We start from the raw sequence: 19,711 nt of genomic DNA on the forward strand, positions 1-19,711 counted from the left end.
ACCCGATTACTGACCGGCGGTGGGCTCGATCTCCATCACCAGCCGGTCGTCGACCCAACGCGCCGGCATCATCATTTTTATCAGGCGCCAATCCCCCGAAGGGGCATGAGGCCGAAAGCAAGGTATGACGTGTATTCAGAACAATGGCGCGGTGATTCGAACGCACTGAAGATCAAACTGTGGGAGCGGGCTTGCTCCGGGCGGCGATCCGACGAAGGCGGTGTATCAGCCACCAGTGATGTTGAATTTGAAGGCCCCTTCGCGAGCAAGCCCGCTCCCACAGATTTTGCAGTGTTGATCAGGCTTTGGTGGCCAGCGGATAGAGCTTGTCATCGAACTGCGACAGCTTCGGGAATACCAACGGCTGATCATCACTCAGGTGTTGCAGGCGCTGGCCGTAATCAAGCAGAAATTGCTGGCGCGCCTCTTCACTGATATACGGCACATGCCAGGCTACAAACGGCTCCAGCACATCAAACCCGACATAAGCCAGGGTTCCACGCAGGATCGGCCGCAGCATGTCCTCCAACGGACCGTGGATCGCGCCCTCACCGAACATGTGCTCGCGGCCGCCCAGGGTCACGGTCACCAGCGCTTTCTTGCCGGCCAACCCACCCTGATCGTAGAAACGCTTGCCGCCATAGCAGATGCCCGACACCAGCACCCGGTCGATCCAGCCCTTGAGCATGGCCGGGGTGGAGAACCAGAAGATCGGGAAGTTCAGGATCAGCAGGTCGGCCCACAGCAGTTTGTCCAGCTCGGCCTGGATGTCCGGCGCCAGCGACTGGCTCTTCACGCCCAGGCGTTGTTCCAGGGCATAGACCAGGTACTCGGGGTTTTCCCGATTCGAGAAGTCGGCGTCGCTGGCCACCGGGTTCCAGTTCATTTTGTACAGGTCACTGACCTGCACTTCGTGGCCCTGGGCTTCGAGCGTGGCGACGGCCTGGTCACGCAGGGCGGCGGTGAAGGATTGCGGCTCCGGGTGAGCGTGGACGATCAGTACTTTCATGGTGGTTCCTTAGACGTGTTCCAGCGTATCGGTTGAAGGTGTGCAAGCGCGTGTGGCCAGCAAGCGGTCGAGCCAGTCGGGGTCCATTTGCGGTTCGGAAGAAAACAGCAGCCCGGTGTAGTCCTGATGCGGCGGGGTGAAGATCTGGCTGCGCGAGCCGTGGTCCACCACCCTGCCCCGTTGCATCACCAATACCTCATCGGCAATCGCCCGAACAGTGGCGACGTCATGGGTGATGAAAAGATAAGCGACACCCAGTTGCTGCTGGATGCGGTTGAGCAATTTCAGTACGCCTTCGGCGACCAGTTGGTCGAGGGCCGAGGTCACTTCGTCGCAGATGATCAGCTGCGGATCGGCCGCCAGGGCCCTGGCGATGCAGATGCGTTGTTTCTGCCCGCCCGACAGTTCCCGGGGTTGGCGCTCCATGAAGGTCACCGGGTCGAGCTCGATCATCTCCAGCAGTTCAGCGACCCGGGCGCGCATGGCCTTGCCCTTGAGGCCCAGATAAAACGTCAATGGCCGACCGATGATATCGACGATGCGCTGACGCGGGTTCAGCGCCGTGTCGGGGATCTGGTAGATCATCTGGATGCGCCGCAGTTGCTCCTTGCTGCGCTGGCGAAAGTCCGCGGGCAATGGCTGGCCGTCGTACAGCACCTCGCCATAAGTCGGCGGCAGCAAGCCAGTGATCAGCCGCGCCGTGGAGCTCTTGCCGCTACCGGATTCGCCGATCACCGCCAGGGTCTGGCCGCGATACAGCTTCAACGATACGTCGTGCAGCACAGGTTGCCGGCCGTAACTGGCAAAGCTGTTGCGCAGTTCCAGCAGCGGTTGTTCCTGCTGCGGGCTGGCCTTGGGCTCGGTGCGGAAACTGCGCACCGCCCACAGTGACTTGGTGTAGTCCTCCTGCGGGTCGCCGAGCATCTTGCGGGTCTCGGCCTCTTCCACCAGTTTGCCGTGGCGCAGCACCATGATGCGGTCGGCCATTTGCGCGACCACCGCCAGGTCGTGGCTGATGTAGATCGCCGCGCTGCCATAGGTCGCCACGGCGTCGCGAATGGCGGCAAGGACTTCGATCTGGGTGGTGACGTCCAGCGCCGTGGTCGGTTCGTCGAAGATGATCAGGTCCGGGTGACAAGCCATGGCCATCGCGGTCATGACCCGCTGCAACTGGCCGCCGGAGACCTGATGCGGATAACGCTGGCCGATGGTTTCGGGATTGGGCAGGCGCAGCACCCGGTACAGTTCCACTGCGTCACGCATGGCCTGTTCGCGGCTCATGCCGCCGTTTTTCACCGCGGTTTCGACGTGCTGGTCGATCAGTCGATGGGCCGGGTTGAACGAGGCCGCCGCGCTCTGTGCCACATAGGCAATGCGCAGCCCCCGCAGTTTGCGCAGGGCTTCAGGCTTGGCCTTGAGCAGGTCGATGCCGTCGAAGTGCACCGAGCCGCCGGTGATCCGGCAGCCGTCGCGGGTGTAGCCCATGGCCGACAGGCCGAGGGTCGACTTGCCCGCGCCAGACTCGCCGATCAGCCCCAGCACCTCGCCCCGTTGCAGGGTCAGGTCGATGCCCTTGATCAGCGGATGCCAGGCGTCTTCGTAATGGCCTTCGATGTGCAGGTCGCGGATTTCCAGCAAAGGTTTTGTGGTCGTCATGTTCAGCACTCCTTGAGGCCGCTGGATTTGTGCAGCATCCAGTCAACGACGAAGTTGACGCTCACCGTGATCAAGGCCACGGCCAGGGCGGGCAGCAACGGACTGATGTCGCCGAAGGTGATGAGCACGGCGTTGTCGCGCACCATGCTGCCCCAGTCGGCGGTGGGCGGTTGAATGCCCAGGCCGAGGAACGACAAGGCACTGATGAACAGGAAAACGAAGCAGAAACGCAGGCCGAACTCGGCAATCAGCGGCGCTGCGGCGTTGGGCAGCACCTCGCGGGTCACCAGCCAGCACAGGCCCTCACCGCGCAGGCGCGCAGCTTCGACAAAGTCCTGCACCACCACGTTCATGGCCACCGCGCGCGACAGGCGAAACACCCGGGTCGCATCCAGCAGCGCAATCACCAACACCAGCGACGTCGCCGTGGTGCCGACCACGCTGAGGATCAGCAAGGCGAAGATCAGTTGCGGAATGGCCATGAGGATGTCCACCACCCGCGACAAACCCTGATCGACCCAGCCGCCCTTGATCGCCGCGATCAAGCCGCAGGACCCACCGAGCAAAAACGCCAGTACCGTGGTGAGGAAGGCAATGCCCAGGGTGTTGCGCGCGCCATAGACCAGGCGGCTGAACATGTCGCGCCCCAGGTTATCGGTGCCCAACAGGAACTGCCCGCCCCACGGCTCAAAGCCCCCGCCCACCACCTGGGTTTCGCCAAACGGCGCCAACACGGGCGCGAACAGCGCCACCAGCACGTAAAGCAGGATCATCAACAAACCGAACTGGGCGCTCAGGGGCGCCCGCCACAGGTGTTTTAACAGGCTCATGGTCTACCCCTTCGGATGCATCAGGCGTGGGTTGCTGGCAATCGACAGCACATCGGCGCTGGTGTTGAGCAGGATGTAGGTCGCGGCGAAGATCAGGCTGCAGGCCTGCACCACCGGGATGTCGCGCTTGGCCACCGAGTCCACCAGCAACTGGCCGAGCCCCGGATAGACAAACACCACCTCGACCACCACCACGCCGACCACCAGGTACGCCAGGTTCAGGGCGACCACGTTGACGATCGGCGCCAGGGCATTGGGCAAGGCGTGGCGCAAGATGATCCGCGACTGGCTGATGCCCTTGAGCCGGGCCATTTCGATGTACGGGCTGGCCAGCAGGTTGATCAATGAGGCGCGGGTCATGCGCATCATCTGCGCGATCACCACCAGGCTCAGGGTCGCCACCGGCAACACCGAGCGCTCCAGTACCGTGCCCAACGAAGCGTCCGGCGCCAGGTTGGAAATGCTCGGGAACCAGTTGAGCTTCACTGCGAACACCAGGATCAGGATGTAGGCAACAAAGAACTCGGGGAACGACACCGCGCTCAGGGCCGAGGTATTGAGCAAGCGGTCGAACCAGCTGTTGCGGTACAGCGCGGCGAGCATCCCCAGACACAATGCCAGCGGCACCGACACCAGGGCCGCCAGCAAGGCGAGGCTGAAGGTGTTGCCCAGGCGCGAGCCCACCAGTTCGGCGATGGGCCGCTGGTTGGCCAGCGATACACCGAGATCACCGTGCAACAGCTGCCAGATCCAGTGGCCGAAACGGCTCAACGGCGGCAAATCCAGCCCCAGTTGCGCCCGGTAGGCCGCCACGGTTTCCGGGGTGGCCGACTGGCCGAGCATGGCCTGGGCGATGTCCCCCGGGAGCATGCCGACGGCCAGGAAGATGATCACTGAGACGGCGAACAGGGACAGCAGGCCTAATGCGAGGCGCTGTCCCAACAGCTTGAAAATACTTCTCATCGTGCAGTTCCTTGAAAATAGGCACGCTTGCATAATCCTGCAAATTTCTACTGTGGGAACACGCCCCCTGTGGGAGCGAGCTTGCTCGCGATAGCGGACTGTCAGCCAACATTGATGTTCAATGTGCTGCCGTCATCGCGAGCAAGCTCGCTCCCACAGTTGATCTCCACAGTTCAACTTTCCGGTTTATGCCTGCCACCAGCGCTCGATCACCCGCAGGCCATCCAGTTCACCGTAGGGCGCAGTCTGTCCGCCATGAACGACCTTGTTGGAACGCGCGGCCACGGAACTGGCGAACAGCGGCACGATCGCCCCGCCCTCGTCCCGGCACAGCGCCTGCATTTCGTTGTACATCTCGCGGCGCAGCGGGTCGTTCATTTCGCCGCGAGCGGCGTTGAGCAGCTGGTTGAAACGCGGGTTGTCCCAGTGGGTTTCGTTCCAGGCCGCGCCCTTGGCGTAGCCGATGCTGAACATGCGGTCGGCGGTCAGGCTGCTGTACCAGAACGAGGTGGTGAAGGGTTGCTTCATCCACACGTTGGAGAAGAAGCCATCGGCCGGCTCGCGCACCACGTCGATGTCGATCCCGGCGGCTCGCGCCTGCTCCTTGAACAGCACCGAGGCGTCCACGGCGCCGGTGTAGGCCGCGTCGGAGGCTTGCAGACGGACCTTGAGCGAATCCAGACCGGCCTTCTTCAGGTAGAAGCGCGATTTGTCCGGATCATAGGTGCGTTGCTCCAGCGCGGTGTTGATGAAACGGCTGCCGGGCTGGATCGGGTGGTCGTTGCCCACCAGGCCATAGCCGTGCAGCACCGAGGCCAGCAGGGTTTCGCGGTTGATCGCGTGTTTCATCGCCAGGCGCACGTCGTTGTTCAGGAAGACCTGGCTGTCGGTGAGCATCGGGAAGGTGTAGTGCTGGGCGCCCTTGGTTTCTTCGATGACCAGGTTCGGGTTGCGCTTGAGCAGCGCGACGGTTTTCAGGTCGACCTTGTTGATCACATCCACTTGCCCGGTGACCAGCGCATTGACCCGTGCCGCGCCGTCGGAGATAGCGATCAACTCGGCGCTGGCGAAGTGCGCGCGGCCCGGTTTCCAGTAATCGGGGCTGCGTTCCAGGGTCATGCGCACGCCCGGTTCGAAGTCCTTGAGGCGATAGCCACCGGTGCCGGCGCCGGTCTGCCAGTCCGCCGCGCCATCTTTGCTCGGCATGATCGCCAGGTGGTAATCGGCAACCACATAAGAAAAGTCGGCGTTGCCCGAGTGCAGTTCGAACACCACGCTGTCGCTGCCGTTGGCACTGACTTTGGCCACGTCACCCAGAACGGTCTTGGCTGCCGAGGTGGATTTCTCACCCAGGTGATGCTGGATCGACGCCACCACGTCCTCGGCGGTCAGGGTCTTGCCGTTGTGGAAGGTCACGCCCTGACGAATCTTGAAAGTCCAGACGCGCGCGTCCGGGCTCGAGGTCCAGCTCTCGGCCAGCTCCGGAATGGCTGTGCCGTCGACGGCAATTTCGGTCAGGGTGTTATAGACCGCCGAGAAGCCGACGAAGGTGAAGGTGTCGGACCAGGAACCCGGATCTTTCGAGTCCGTGGTGCTGCCACCCGCCAGGCCCAGACGCAACACGCCACCCGGCTTTGGTGTGGCCTCCCCGGCAAAGGCGCCAAACGGCAGCCCCATGGAGAACGCCCCGGCCACCGCCGCGGCTGCCGCGCTGTACTTCAGGAAGTCCCTGCGCGGGAAGCTGAATTCATGGTTCGCTTGAGTAATCTTGTTTTTGTTATCGCTCATTGCATTGCCCCTGATCAAAAAGCTAATGAATTACCGGTTCAAAACCACGCAAGACACCGGGCCAGGGCCCGGTGCATACAACGTTCGAATCGCCAACCGTCACACCTGGATCGCCTTCACTTCGACGAACTCGTTGAGTCCCTCCTCACCCCACTCCCGGCCATTGCCCGATTGTTTGTAGCCACCGAACGGCGCCTGGTAATTGAACGCCGCGCCATTGAGGAAGCACTGGCCGGCGCGCATCTGCCGGCCCAGGTGCAAGGCACGCTCGGCACTGCCGGCCCAGACGCCGCTGGACAGGCCGAACGGCGAGTCGTTGGCGATCTGGATGGCCTGTGCTTCATCGGTGTAGGGAATCAGGCACAGCACCGGGCCGAAGATTTCTTCCTGGGCGATGCGCATGCGGTTGTCGACATCGGCGAACAGCGTTGGGCTGACATAGAAGCCGCGCTCGAAGGCTGACGGCGCGTCACTGCCGCACAGCAGGCGTGCGCCTTCCTGTTGGCCGACCTTGATGTAATCGAGCACGGTGCGTTTTTGCCCTGCGGAACACATAGGTCCCAGGAAGCTTTGCGGGTCCAGGGGATCGCCCATGCGCAGGCTCAGGGTCTCCTGCAGGGCGATTTCCACGGCTTCGGCATAACGGCCGGCCGGCAGCAGCATGCGGGTCAGCGCGGTGCAGGTCTGGCCGGAGTTGATCATCACGTCCTGCACGCCGTAGCGCACGGCCGCGTCGAGGTCCGCATCCTCGGCAATCAGCAGCGGCGACTTGCCGCCCAGTTCCAGGCACACCCGTTTCACCGAAGGCGCCGCCGCTTGTGCGACGCGAACGCCCGCACCGGTGGAGCCGGTAAACGACACCATGTCCACGTCAGGGTGTTTGGCCAGCGCTTCGCCGACTTTCGACCCCGGCCCGCTGACCAGGTTGAACACCCCGGCCGGCAAGCCGATGTCTTCTATCATCTGCGCCAGCAGAAACGCGTGCAGCGGCGTTTCCTGGCTCGGCTTGACCACCACGGTGCAACCGGCGGCCAGGGCCGGCGCGAGTTTGCCGATCAACTGGTGCAGCGGGTAATTCCACGGGTTGATGAACGCGCAGACGCCCACGGCCTCGCGGATCACCAGCGAATTGCCGACTTCGCGCACCTCGTCCATGAGATGAGCCAGTTCGACGTACTGCTCAAGGCCAGCGATCGGCCCGTCGACCTGCACCGAGCGGCACCATTGCACCGGCATGCCCAACTCAGTGGTGATGACCGAGGCCATCTCATCGGCGCGGGCACGCAATTGTCCGGCCAGGGCGCGAATGTAACCGGCGCGCACGCTGGACGGCGTACGCGACCATGAAGCGAAGGCCCGGCGCGCAGCTGCCACAGCGTTTTCGACATCGAGTTCATCACCGAGCGGAACACTGCCGCAGACTTCCTCGGTGGCCGGGTTGATCACCTCGGCGATGCCCTGCCCCGACGGTTTTTGCCAGCGGCCATCAATAAACAGTGCATTGTGATTAAGCATGAACCTGGGTCTCCATCAATTCCTGGGCACAACGGGCAATGCGCTGGCAGGCATCGCGCAAGGGTTCGGCGCCGACCACCAGACCGAGTCGAATATGCCCCGCCGCGCTCGGCCCAAAGGCCTCGCCCGCCAATACCGACACACCGTGGCGATCCAGCAGACGGTCGGCAAACGCCTGGGCACTGAGCCCGGTCTGGCGGATGTCGAGCATCACGAACATGCCGCCGTCAGGTTTCAGCGCCCGCACGCCAGGGCAATCGGCCAGGCTATCGCACACCAGATCGCGACGCTGGCGATAGGCTTCGCGCATGGCCTCCAGTTCCGGCAGGTTGCTTTCCAGGGCCACCACGGCAGCGTCCTGAATGAAATCCGGCGAGCCGTAGAGCATGCACAGTGCAAGGTTTTCCAGGTGCGCAGCGAGGGACGGTGGCGCCACCACCCAGCCAACGCGCCAGCCGGTCATGGCGTGGGATTTCGACAGGCTGTTGAGGGTCGCGGTGCGCTCGGCCATGCCCGGCAGGCTCGCCGGGCTGACGTGCTCGCCTTCGAACAGCAGTTCGCTGTAGACCTCGTCGGAAATCAGCCACAGATCGTGGGCGATGCACAACTCGGCCAGAGCAGCCCAGGTGCTGCGCGGCAGACTGGCGCCGGACGGGTTGTGCGGACTGTTCAACGCCAGGGCCCGGGTGCGCGGCGTGATGCGTGCGGCGACATCTTCAGGCAATACGCGGAAGCCGTTTTCCGAGCGCACCGGCACCGGCACCACCACAGCGCCGCAGGCACCGAACACGGCTTCGTAGGTGACGTACATCGGTTCGGCGACTATCACCTCGTCACCGGGATTGAGCACGCATTGGGCCACGCTGAACAGCGCACATTGTGCCCCGGCCAGCACGGTGACCTGATCGGCCGAAACGCTTTGGCCGCTGCGTTGTTGATGGCGCCTGGCAATGGCCTCACGCAGGGCACGCTTGCCGCGCACCTCGGCGTAATGGGTGTTGCCGCTCAGCAGGCTGTCGATAGCGCCCTGCACGATGGGCTGTGGCGTGTCGAAATCCGGGTCGCCCACGGACAGCAGCAAAATGTCCTGGCCCTGCTCGCGCAGCGCCAGGGCGCGGTAATGAATATCCCACGCGGCAGCGCCATCACCGGCGATACGTTGAGTCAGATCGGAAAAGCGCATGGCTTCGTCCCCTTCAAATACAGATCAGTGCGCGCAGGCATGCTTGAGTTCGATCAAGGTCACGCCGTTGCGCTTGAAGCCATGGCGCAAGTCGGTTTGCAACTCGGCCAGACTTTGCGGCTGGTTCACCGTGCAACCGAACGCACGCGCGAGGGCAGCGAAGTCCGGATTGCGCGGCAGTACGCCGATGGGTTCGATGTCCAGGCCGAGCATGTCGTCGCGGATCTGCCCCAGGGCGTCGTTGTTCCACAGCAGCACCACCAGCGGGCTGTCCAGCTCTTCGACCGCCGTCGCCAGTTCCTGCGCGGTGTAGAGGAAACCACCGTCGCCGACCAGCACCAGACCGGCCCGTTGCGGTGCGCCGAATTTGGCGCCGATCCCCGCCGGCAGGCCATAACCCAAGGTGCCGTAGCCGGTCGGGTGCAACCAGCTGCGGATGGCCAGGCTGTCAAAGGCGTAGTTACCCGTATACGCAAGCTGGGTCATGTCGGTGCTTATGAAGGCGTTTTCCGGCAGCTCCGCCGCAATACGCTCGAGAATTGCCTGATGGATCGACTGCAACGGGCCATGGCTGGCCTTGACCGCTTCGCGCAACGCGGCAACCGAGGCTATCGCCGTGGCGGCATCCCGCACGTCCGATGGCAGGCGCTCAAGCAAACCGCTGAGGGTTTGTTGTGCATCGCCCTGCAAGGCCACTGCGCAGGGGTAGAAGTCGTTGAATTTGCGCGGGTCGATATCGACACGCAGCAGTTCACCCTGGAGCGGCAGGCGTTCGCGCCAGAAGTCGGTGTCGGCCATTTCAGTGCCGACCGCCAGCACCACGTCGGCCTCGGCGATCAGGTTCCAGCCCGGCTCCACGCACAGGGAGGAACCGGCGTTGAGCGGTGCATCCGGTGGCAGCAGGCCCTTGCCGGCGACGCTGGTGAACAGTGGCGCAGCGAGACGTGTGCTGAGTTCGCTCACTTCCTGCGCGGCATTCAGTGCACCACCACCGGCGATGATCATCGGCCGTTTCGCGTCTTTGAGTTTGGCCACGGCCTGGTCAAGCGCAGTAGCGGATGCCGGACCACGGCCCGGACGACGCACCACATCATTGCTCCAGTCACGGGCAATCGGCGCCGCCAACACGTCCAGCGGCACCGAGATGTGCACCGGGCGCGGCCGCTCGCTGTCGAACACCGCGTAGGCACGGGCGACCAGTTCCGGCAAATCTTCGGCGGTCAGCGCCACGGCCGAGAACGCCGTGATCGGCGCGGTCATCGCCCGCTGGTCCTGACACTCGTGCAGGCTGCCCCAACCCTTGCCGAGGCTGGCGCTGTGGTTGACGCTGGAAATCACCAGCATCGGAATCGAATCGGCATAGGCCTGGCCAATACCGGTGGCGGCGTTGGTCACGCCGGGACCGGTGATGACGAAGCACACGCCGGGTTTGCCGCTGACCCGGGCATAACCGTCGGCCATGAAGCTGGCGCCCTGCTCATGACGGGTCAGCACGTGGCGAATGCCGCTGCCGGGCAAGCCGCGATACAGCTCCAGGGTGTGTACGCCGGGGATGCCGAACACGGTATCGACGCCGTAGTTGGCCAACAGGCGCACCAGGGCCTGGCCGCCGGTCAAGGTTTTGCTTTGCATGTTCATGTCCTCACTCCTGACCGAGGCGAATCAACGCATCGACCGCAGTCGTGCCCTGGGCACCGACCAACAATGGGTTCACATCGAGTTCCAGCAGTTGCGCGGCGTTTTCGCAGGCGTAGTCGGCCACGGCGCGGATCGCCGTCACCAGGGCGTCGAGGTCAGCAGGCTCGCGGCCACGGAAGCCTTGCAACAACGGGGCGCTGCGCAGGCTGAGCAAGGCATTGCGGATCGCACCGTCGGTGGTCGGCAGCAACAGGCTGCGACTGTCCTTGAGCAATTCCACCAGAATGCCGCCGGCACCGATCACCAGCGCGAGGCCGAAATCGTTTTCGCGCTTGATGCCGACGATCAGCTCAGCCAGTGGCGGTCTGGCCATGGGCTCGAGCAACAGTTGATCGAAGGCTACGCCCGGGGCGTAGGCGGCGATGCTCGCGCGCATCTTCTCCAGCGCCGCACTCAACGCCGCGCCATCCTTGAGGTTCAGCGCCACGGCGCCGGCCTCGGTCTTGTGCGGCAGCTGTGCGCTGACGGCTTTCAAGACCAGCGGATAGCCCAGTGATTCGGCATCCTTCAGGGCCTGCTCCGGGGTGCTCAATACGCCGTTTGGCGTCGGCAGGCCAAAGGCTTTCAACGCCTGCTTGGAATCCCATTCATTGAGCAGGCGCCCCTCGCCTTCCAGCGCGTGCGGGCACAGCGGCACCAGCGCCGACTCACCCAGAGCCAGCAAGGCCTGGCGATTGCGCTGATAACCGGCGATGCGGCCCCACGCGGCCAGCCCGTCTTCAACACCCTGCAAGGCCGCGACGCCTTGCGCGTGCAGACGCTCACGGGCATGGGCCGGCAGCAATTCGGGGAAGGCCGAGGTGACGAAACCGGTCTTGCCGTGGCGCTGCAGTGCCGCGCAGTACAGCTCCAGCAGCAGGTCGCACTCCTTGCGCTCGCCGGTGAACTCCGACGGGTAGTCGAGCACCAGCATCGCCGCGTCGGCTTCGGTGCGCAGGGCACTGTCGAGCATGCGGTTCAAGGCTTCGCCGTCGCCCCAGATCGCCGTGGTGAAATCCAGCGGGTTGACCAGGTTGGCGTAGGTCGGCAGCACTTGCGCGAGTTCGCCGACCTGCCCTTGATCGAGTTTCGGCAGGCCCAGGTCGTTGCGCTCGGCGTAGTCGGCAATCAGGCCGGCGTCACCGCCGGAACAGGCCAGCGCGATCAGGCTATTACCCGCTGGCAGGTTGCCGCAGGCCGCGGCCTTGAGGGTTTCGACAAAACTCACCGGGCCGCTGACGCGGATCACCCCCAGACGGTCGAACAGCGCGTCGTACAGCGCATCGGAGCCGGACAGCGAGCTGGTGTGACTCAAGGCCAGTTCGGCGCCGATCTGCGACACGCCGGTTTTCAGGGCGATGATCGGGATGCCCTTCTCCAGCGCCTTGTGCGCGGCGCGGGCAAAACCCGGCACGTTTTTCAGGCCTTCCAGGTGCAGACCGATGGCGGTGACCCGCGGTTCGTCGAGCAACACGTCCATCAGTTCAGCCACGCCCAGTTGCGCCTGATTGCCCACCGACGCCATGTAGGCCACCGGCAACGAGCGATCGCTCATGGACAGGTTGTAGGCGAAGTTGCCGCTCTGGGTCAGCACCGCCACACCCTTCTCCACCGCTTTGCCGCCATGGGCCACCGGCCACAGCGCGGAGCTGTGCAGGTAGTCGAGCAGGCCGTAGCAGTTAGGGCCGAGCAAGGCCATGTCGCCAGCGGCCTTAAGCAATTGCTGTTGCAGGGCCTGGCCTTCGGCGCCGGTTTCAGCGAAGCCGGAGGCGTAGCAGATCGCGCCGCCCGCGCCGATGGCGGCCAGTTCGGCCACGCAGGTCAGGGTGAGTTCGCGGTTGGTGGCGATGAATACCGCGTCCGGGCCGCAAGGCAGCTCGGCGACGCTGCGCACGCAGGGTACGCCTTCGAGGCTGTCGTGCTGCGGATTGACCAGCCACATTTGCCCTGGGTAGCCGCCCTCGGCACAGCGCTTGAGGGCGCGCGCCATGCTGCGGCCGCCGACGAACGCCACGTGTTGCGGCGCGAGCATGCGTTTGAGGTTGTCACGAATGGTTTGGGACATGGGAATTCTCCGGGCCGGTCAGCGCAGCAGCGGCCGCAGCAGCTCGCGGGAAATGATGTGGCGCTGGATTTCCGAGGTGCCTTCCCAGATCCGTTCGATCCGCGCGTTACGCCAGATGCGCTCCACCGGACCTTCGTCCATCAGGCCCATGCCGCCGAAGATCTGCACCGCTTCGTCGGCGGTACGGCCGAGCACTTCACTGGCGAACAGCTTGGCCATGCCGGCCTCGCCATCGGTCATGGTGCCCTGGTCCATTTTCCACGCGGTGTGCAGGGTCAGCAGTTCGGCGGCGCGGATCTGCGTGGCCATGTCGGCCAACTTGAACGACACGCCCTGGTAAGTGCCGATTGGCTGGCCGAATTGCTTGCGGTCCGCCGCCCATTGCAGCGATACGTCGAGTGCACGCTGGGCCTGACCGACGCAGTTGGCCGCCACCATCACCCGCCCGGCGGTCAGCCAGGCGTTGGCCACGTCCCAACCCTTGCCGACTTCGCCCAGCACTTTGCTGGCCGGTACGCGGCAGTCGTCGAAGAACATTTCGAAGGTGTGGTAACCCCGGTTGCTCACGCACTTGGGTCCACGGCGGATGGTCATGCCCGGGGTGTTGCGGTCGACCAGGAACGAGGTCACGGCGTTACGTTTTTTGCCGTTGTGTTCGTAGGTGTCGGTCACGGCGAAGACGATGGCGAAGTCGGCATGCCCAGCGTGACTGATGAAATGCTTGCTGCCGTTGAGAATGAAGTCGTCGCCTTCACGCACGGCGCGGGTCTTGATTGCATTGGCGTCGGAGCCCGCGCCCGGCTCTGTCAGGGCGAAGCAGTCGATTTTCTCGCCCTGGATGCACGGCAACAGGTAGTCGTTGATCTGCTCGCCAGTGCAGGCCATGAGGATCTTCGACGGCCGCGCGACAAACACGTGCAGCGCCCAGGACACTTTGGACAGCTCACGTTCGATCAGCGCCTGGGACAGGTAGTCCAGGCCACCGCCGCCCACTTCTTCGGGCATGTTGAAGGCGTAGAAGCCGGCGGCGATCGCCTTGCCGCGAATCTGCGCCGCCAGTTCCGGGGACACCTCGTCGGCGCGGTCGACTTGCTCTTCATAGGGCAGCAGTTCCTTCTCGACGAAGCTGCGTACCGAGTCCACCAACATTTCTTGTTCTTGGGTCAGTTGGAAATTCATGGTGCTACCTGTTGTTCGTGTGCTGAAAGAAGTGTGGGAATCAACGGCCGACGAAACGTGCCGGACGTTTTTCCATGGCGGCGCGCAGGGCTTCGTTGCCGTCTTCACTGCGACCGCAGAGCAGGCCCGCGGCGAGTTCGGCTTGCAGTTGTTCCGCCAGGCTGCGGTCGGCGCCTTCGCGCATGAGTTTTTTGGTCTGGGCGAAGGCGAAGGTCGGGCCGGCGGCCAGGCGTGCGGCCAGTTCGCTGGTGACCGTCAGCAACTGATCGTCGGCACAGACATCGCCGACCAGGCCGGCGTCGAGGGCACGGTCAGCACCCCACAGTTCATCGAGGAACAGCAGGCGCTTGGCCTGTTCGCTGCCGATCAAACGTGGCAGGTGCCAACTGGCGCCGGCATCCGGCGAGTACGCCATGCTGGTGTAGCCGGCCTTGAAACGTGCCGACTGGCCGGCAATGCGCAGGTCGCAGCACAGGGTCAGATCCATCCCGGCGCCGACGGCGGTGCCGTTGATGGCGGCGATGGTCGGTTTTTCCAGGCTGTGCAGGCGGGTCATCAAGGCGTGGGCGGTCTCGGTCCAGCCGTAGGTCTCCAGTGCGCCCCGGGCTTCGGCATCCGCCCATTCATCGAGGTCGGCACCCGCGCAGAAGCTGCGGCCACTGCCCGTCAATACCACCACGCGCACCGCTGGATCGGCGTTGAACCCGTCGAGCAAGGCATGCAGGTTTTTCAGCGTTGGAACATCCAGCGCATTGCGCTGGGCAGTGCGATTGAGGGTGATCCAGGCAACGCCTGCTTCGACCTGGCTGAGCAGCGACGATTGAGTGGTCATGGGAATCCTCGAATTATTGTGATTGGTCTGAGGTGATGCGACTTGAGGCCATACTAAACGAGTGTTCAGTAAGGCGGCAATCGGTGGGGAAATGGGCTGTAACAAGCTATCAAGATCAATTAGTCATTGATTTTGTTAGATATTATTTATATTTCGAGGGATGTGCCGTTGCCGCTGTTACAACTTCGAACAACTGCTGACAGCCGGTAGGTCATCGATTTACTGATCGCCACAAACCACTGTGGGAGCGAGCTTGCTCGCGATTGCGGTGGATCAGTCAACAGTGATGTTGAACCTGATGCCGCCATCGCGAGCAAGCTCGCTCCCACAGGGAATGTGTTGGATTGAAGGAATTAAACAGTCGGCAAGCTCGGTGCCAGCACGCCCTGACGCTTGCGATGAATCAGGAAGTACGCGCCATAGCACAGCGCAATGAAGCCAAAGCCCCAATACAGCGATGGACGCTGGGTTTCATCCAGGGCCAGGAACACGAACAGCGAGCAGCACAGCGTGATGCACATCAGCGGCAATACCGGGAACCAGGGTGCGCGGTATTTCAGGTCGCTGAGTTTGCCGCCGTCACGCAGGTACGCCTTGCGGAACTTGTACTGCGCCAGGGCGATGACGATCCAGGTCACGGTGCCGGACATGCCACTCACCGCCATCAGCACCATGAACAAGGTGTCGGCGGCGACGAAGCTGGTCATCAGCGACACCAGCGCGAAGCACAAGGTGATGCTCAGGGCCCGCAACGGCACGCCACGCTTGCTCAAGGGCGACAGGCTTTTCGGCGCCATGCCGGTTTTCGACATCGCCCACAGGATGCGCGTAGAGGCATACAGGCCGGAGTTGCCCACCGACAGGATCGCGGTGAGGATCACGAAGTTCATCAGGTCGGCGGCGTAGGGAATGCCAACCATGTCGAACACCTGCACGAACGGGCTTTCCATCAGCCCCGCCTGCTGCCATGGCACGATGGCCGACAGCACGACAATCGCCAGCACGTAGAAAATCAGCACGCGGAACACCACGTTGCGCACGGCGCGGGGAATGCTCTTTTCCGGCTGGTCGGTTTCACCGGCGGCCACGCCCATGATCTCGCAACCCTGGAACGCGTAGACCACGGTCATCATCACCGCGAACACGGCGGACAGTCCGTTGGGGAACAGCGAATCGCCGATCAGGTTGGTCGCCATCGGTGCCGGTGCGCCGCTGCTCAGGGGCATCACGCCGAAGATCACCAGCACACCGACCACGATGAAACCGAGAATGGCCGCGACCTTGATCCCCGAGAACCAGTATTCGGCTTCACCGAAAGCGCGGGTGGCCAGGGCATTGATGCCGAACAGCACCACCACGAACAACGCGGACCAGTACCAGATCGGCACTTGCGGGAACCAGCGGGTCATCAGCATGCCGGCGGCGGTGAATTCCAGGCCGACGGTGGTGGCCCAGCTCATCCAGTACACCCAGCCGATCATGAACCCGGTGGCCGGGCCGATGTACTTGGTGGCGTGGGTCTGGAACGAACCGGACACCGGCATCTGCACCGACAGTTCGCCCAGGCAGACCATCACCAGGTACATCAGGAAACCCGCGACCAGGTAAGCCAGGATCGCCCCCACCGGGCCGCCCTGGTTGATGGTCACGCCGGAGCCCATGAACAGCCCGGTGCCGATGACGCCGCCCAGGGACAGCATGAAGATGTGCCGGCTCTTGAGGGCACGGGTCAGCTGTATGCCTTTTTGTTGGGTGCTGCGATCTGTATTTTCGTTCATGTCGGCACCTCAGCAGTCAGTGAGGAGCGCAGCGCATGACAGGACGTCACGGAGCAGGGAGGGATCAGCTTTACGGCAATTCATTATTATTATCTCCAATAAGCTTCGAAGACCGCGCTGCGGCGGTTGCGTCGATTATTGGAAAGCCATGTAAGTTCGCGTTGACCGCAAGGATCGAAGTTGTAGAAAGTCGTAACAAATTTGTACGTCAGCTCTGCAACAGGCCTTTGAGGGTATCGAGCGAGTGCTGCAATTGCTCATCCAGCGCGGGACTCATGCGCTGGATGTCCGATTCATCGTTGGCCAACGCCAGGGTTTCCAGCGTCCTCAAGGTGCTGGCCAGGGCCCTGAAGCCCAGGGAATCGCAGCTGCCGGCCAGACGGTGCGCCAGTTGCGCGACCTCTGTGCAGTCAGCGTCGGCCATGGCTTCATGCAGCGCATCGCGGTGCTGCAGGATCGAATCGCGCAGCACCGCCAGCAGGCCCTGGACCTTTTGCTCACCGAGCAAGGTGCGATGGGTCTGCAACAGCGGCCAGTCCATCGCTTCATCGCTCATCAGCGCCCCGGCGATGTGAGTACGCCCTTCCAGCACCTGGCGCAGGTTTTCCAGCTTCAAGGGCTTGGCCAGGACACCGTCCATGCCGGCCTCCAGATAACCGCGCACCAGTGCCGGTTGCACACTGGCGGTCAGCGCGAAAATGCGGGTATGGCGGTTCGGCCCGTCGCTGTGGCGGATCTGCCGGCATAACTCGACACCGCTGATGCCCGGCAGATGCACGTCCAGCAACAGCAAGTCGAAAACCTGTGTCGCGCAGTGTTGCAGCGCCTGCTCCGCGTCTTCGGCGAGCCACACCCGGTGGCCGTCGCGCTGCAGCAAACCCTTGGCCACTTCGCGGTTGAGCGCCACGTCCTCGACCACCAGGATATCCAGTGCCGGCCCCGCCGCCCGAACCGGCCGGGCTTCAGCCACGCCGCTGGCCGGCTGCAAGGACAGCTCGAACCAGAAGCAACTGCCGCGCCCCTCTTCGCTGTCCACGCCGATGCAGCCGCCCATCTGTTCCACCAGGTGTTTGCAGATCGCCAACCCCAACCCGGTGCCACCAAAACGTTGCGCGACTTCTTCGCTGGCCTGGGTGAAACGCTCGAAAATCTTCGCCTGCATCGCCGGGGCAATGCCGATACCGTCGTCAGTGACACTGACCCGCAGCCGCTGTCCCATTTGTTCGCCGGTTTCGCTGAGAAGCGCCACCTGGACACTGACTTCGCCGCCCTCGGTGAACTTGATCGCGTTGGCCAGCAGGTTACTCAGCACTTGTCGCAGGAACTGCTCGGCGCCATGGTGATGGTCGGCGATCCGCTGATCGACCCGGCAACTGAGGATGGTGTCGTTGTTCAAGGCTCGCGGTTCCAGCAGCGTCAGCACTTCGTCGAGCAACTGGCGCAGCGAGAAATCCACCGGCTCGGGATGGCTGACGCCCTCCTCCAGCTTGGCGAAATACAGCACTTCGTTGAGGATCGTCAGCAAGCCTTCGCCGGCCTTGTGCAAGGCATCCAGGCGCTTGCCGTCCCGGGCATCCAGGCGCGCGCCGCGCAACAGTTCGGCCATGCCGAGGATGCCGTTTAGGGGCGTGCGCAGTTCGTGGCTCATGGTCGCCAGAAACCGCGATTTGGCAAGGTTGGCCGCTTCCGCTTCATCCTTGGCGCGCATCAGGCTGGCGGTGCGGCGCTCGACCATTTTCAGCAGCTCGTCACGGTTGTCCTGCAAGGCCAGGCGATCGCTTTCCCGGCGCTCGATGTCGTGCAGGATCGCCCGGCGCATGTCGTCCAGGGCATGGGCCACGGTATCGATTTCGTCGCTGCCGCGGCGCTTGTCCAGTTGCAGAGGTTCCTGCCATTCACCGGCGGCGATGCGCCGGGCGAACTCGGCCATGACTTTCAGGTGTCGGGTCACCAGGCGATAAAACAAGCCCGACAACGCCACGGCCAGACCGCAGAGAAACACCGCCATCCACAACAGACTGGTCAAACCGGTGGCGTAGAGACGTTGGTACACCGCCCCCAGGTCAGTGCTGACTTCCAGTTCGCCCAGTTGGCGCAACGGGCCGGACGGCGGCTGATAGTCCAGGGCAAAGCGTTCGATACGCAGCGGCCCGACCGGCTCGGGATTGCCCTGTATCAGGTCGAAATCGGCACTGGTCAAGTGCACCCGCGCGACGTCGGAGAAGTCCACCAGCCCGCGCAACTGCACGTTCAGCTGCTCCTGGTTCAAGTCCCAGAGGCTGCGTTCCAGGCTGGCCAGGTAGCCGGCGCGGATCAGTTCCATACGCGAATCGATGTCGCGCATTTCCCGTCGATACTCGATGTACAGTTGCACGCTGCTGGCCAGCACGGTGAAGCACAGGCTGAATAACAGAATGAACAGCAACAGGCGTCGCAACAGTCCACCGGGACGGGCACGAATCATTGCGCATCCGCCGGCAGGTTGATCATGTCGCGGTAGGTCACTTCGCTTTCGTTGAGCCAGCGCTCGATGTCGCCGGCATCGACCATGCGCTGCAATTGCGCGTTGATCTCGGGCATGCGGTTGGCCAGGGGCGAGCGCCGCGACACGGCAACCCGCAGATAGTCCACGCTCAAGGCTTTGGGCAAGGCAACGATGTCCTGGCCGCCGGGCAGGTTTTCCACGTACAACTGGCCGGTGCGCCGCTCCTGGGTGATGAAGTCGATGCGCCCGCGAATCAGCTTGCCGAAGTTCTGGTGGCTGTCGGACACCCATTCGATGTTGTTGTTGCGCGCGACCATGCGATCGAACTCCACCCCGTAGCTCTCACCGAACAACAGGCCGCCACGGTAATGGGCCAGGTCGTCCAGTTGTTCGAATTTCACCGGGTGTTGACGGTTGATGAACAGCGCCACTTCTTCACGCAATACCGGCACCGTCGAGAACAGCATGCTCTGCTCCCGTTGCGTGGTGCTGTAGGCCAGCACGACATCGACCCGACCTTCGGCGGCGTCCAGCAGGCAGCGTTTCCAGTTGCCCAGCACGACCACCTCGACTTCGTACCCCAACTGACCGAACAAGTGCTTCACCACGCTCGGCGCCAAGCCGCGCACCTGCTTGCCATCGCTCCAGGAGATCGGCGGGTACACCGGGTAATCGCAATAGCGAACCCTTTCCGCCGAGACAGCATGGCCGTTCACCAGCAGCGCCAGCAGGCAAAGCCATCGCGCCATCC

14 protein-coding genes are annotated in these 19,711 nt (G+C 63.4%); all 14 read right to left on the reverse strand.

Going from position 1 to position 19,711, the window contains the following annotated elements; all coding sequences use genetic code 11:
* Positions 1-298: 298 nt before the first annotated feature.
* Complete coding sequence (locus tag KW841_RS04840; RefSeq protein ID WP_218474037.1) at positions 299-1,009, reverse strand: NAD(P)H-dependent oxidoreductase; 711 nt, start codon at positions 1,007-1,009, stop codon at positions 299-301.
* A gap of 9 nt (positions 1,010-1,018) precedes the next feature.
* Complete coding sequence (locus KW841_RS04845) at positions 1,019-2,665, reverse strand: ABC transporter ATP-binding protein (RefSeq protein WP_218474039.1); 1,647 nt, start codon at positions 2,663-2,665, stop codon at positions 1,019-1,021.
* A 2-nt stretch (positions 2,666-2,667) separates the two neighbouring features.
* Positions 2,668-3,495 (reverse strand): ABC transporter permease, encoded by an 828-nt coding sequence (locus tag KW841_RS04850; RefSeq protein WP_218474041.1) that lies wholly within the window; start codon positions 3,493-3,495, stop codon positions 2,668-2,670.
* Between the two features lie 3 nt (positions 3,496-3,498).
* Positions 3,499-4,458, reverse strand: a complete 960-nt coding sequence (locus tag KW841_RS04855; RefSeq protein WP_126045953.1) for an ABC transporter permease — start codon at positions 4,456-4,458, stop codon at positions 3,499-3,501.
* 186 nt (positions 4,459-4,644) lie between these two features.
* Entirely contained in the window at positions 4,645-6,246 is a 1,602-nt protein-coding gene (locus KW841_RS04860) for an ABC transporter substrate-binding protein (RefSeq protein WP_218474043.1), read from the reverse strand.
* 99 nt (positions 6,247-6,345) lie between these two features.
* A complete protein-coding gene (locus tag KW841_RS04865; RefSeq protein WP_218474046.1) occupies positions 6,346-7,761 on the reverse strand; it encodes an aldehyde dehydrogenase family protein in 1,416 nt (471 codons plus the stop codon).
* Entirely contained in the window at positions 7,754-8,944 is a 1,191-nt protein-coding gene (locus tag KW841_RS04870) for a pyridoxal phosphate-dependent aminotransferase (protein ID WP_218474048.1), read from the reverse strand. Before KW841_RS04870 ends, KW841_RS04865 begins: the two co-directional genes overlap by 8 nt.
* Positions 8,945-8,968: 24 nt before the next feature.
* Complete coding sequence (locus tag KW841_RS04875; protein WP_218474578.1) at positions 8,969-10,576, reverse strand: 5-guanidino-2-oxopentanoate decarboxylase; 1,608 nt, start codon at positions 10,574-10,576, stop codon at positions 8,969-8,971.
* 10 nt (positions 10,577-10,586) lie between these two features.
* Positions 10,587-12,686, reverse strand: a complete 2,100-nt coding sequence (locus tag KW841_RS04880; RefSeq protein ID WP_218474051.1) for an acetate--CoA ligase family protein — start codon at positions 12,684-12,686, stop codon at positions 10,587-10,589.
* A gap of 18 nt (positions 12,687-12,704) precedes the next feature.
* A complete protein-coding gene (locus KW841_RS04885; protein ID WP_007974349.1) occupies positions 12,705-13,865 on the reverse strand; it encodes an acyl-CoA dehydrogenase family protein in 1,161 nt (386 codons plus the stop codon).
* 40 nt (positions 13,866-13,905) lie between these two features.
* Positions 13,906-14,697: an enoyl-CoA hydratase/isomerase family protein gene (locus tag KW841_RS04890; RefSeq protein ID WP_116579358.1), complete on the reverse strand. Its 792-nt coding sequence runs from the start codon at positions 14,695-14,697 to the stop codon at positions 13,906-13,908.
* A gap of 353 nt (positions 14,698-15,050) precedes the next feature.
* Positions 15,051-16,475 carry an amino acid permease gene (locus tag KW841_RS04895; protein ID WP_218474053.1) on the reverse strand — a complete coding sequence of 475 codons (1,425 nt, stop codon included), beginning with the start codon at positions 16,473-16,475 and terminating at the stop codon, positions 15,051-15,053.
* Between the two features lie 208 nt (positions 16,476-16,683).
* A complete protein-coding gene (locus tag KW841_RS04900) occupies positions 16,684-18,939 on the reverse strand; it encodes an ATP-binding protein (RefSeq protein ID WP_218474055.1) in 2,256 nt (751 codons plus the stop codon).
* A complete protein-coding gene (locus tag KW841_RS04905) occupies positions 18,936-19,709 on the reverse strand; it encodes an ABC transporter substrate-binding protein (RefSeq protein ID WP_218474057.1) in 774 nt (257 codons plus the stop codon). The genes KW841_RS04900 and KW841_RS04905 overlap by 4 nt, the downstream gene beginning before the upstream one ends.
* Positions 19,710-19,711 lie beyond the last annotated feature (2 nt).

The sequence above is a fragment of the Pseudomonas sp. PDM28 genome, from assembly GCF_019219115.1.
Classification (GTDB): Bacteria; Pseudomonadota; Gammaproteobacteria; order Pseudomonadales; family Pseudomonadaceae; genus Aquipseudomonas; species Aquipseudomonas laurylsulfatiphila.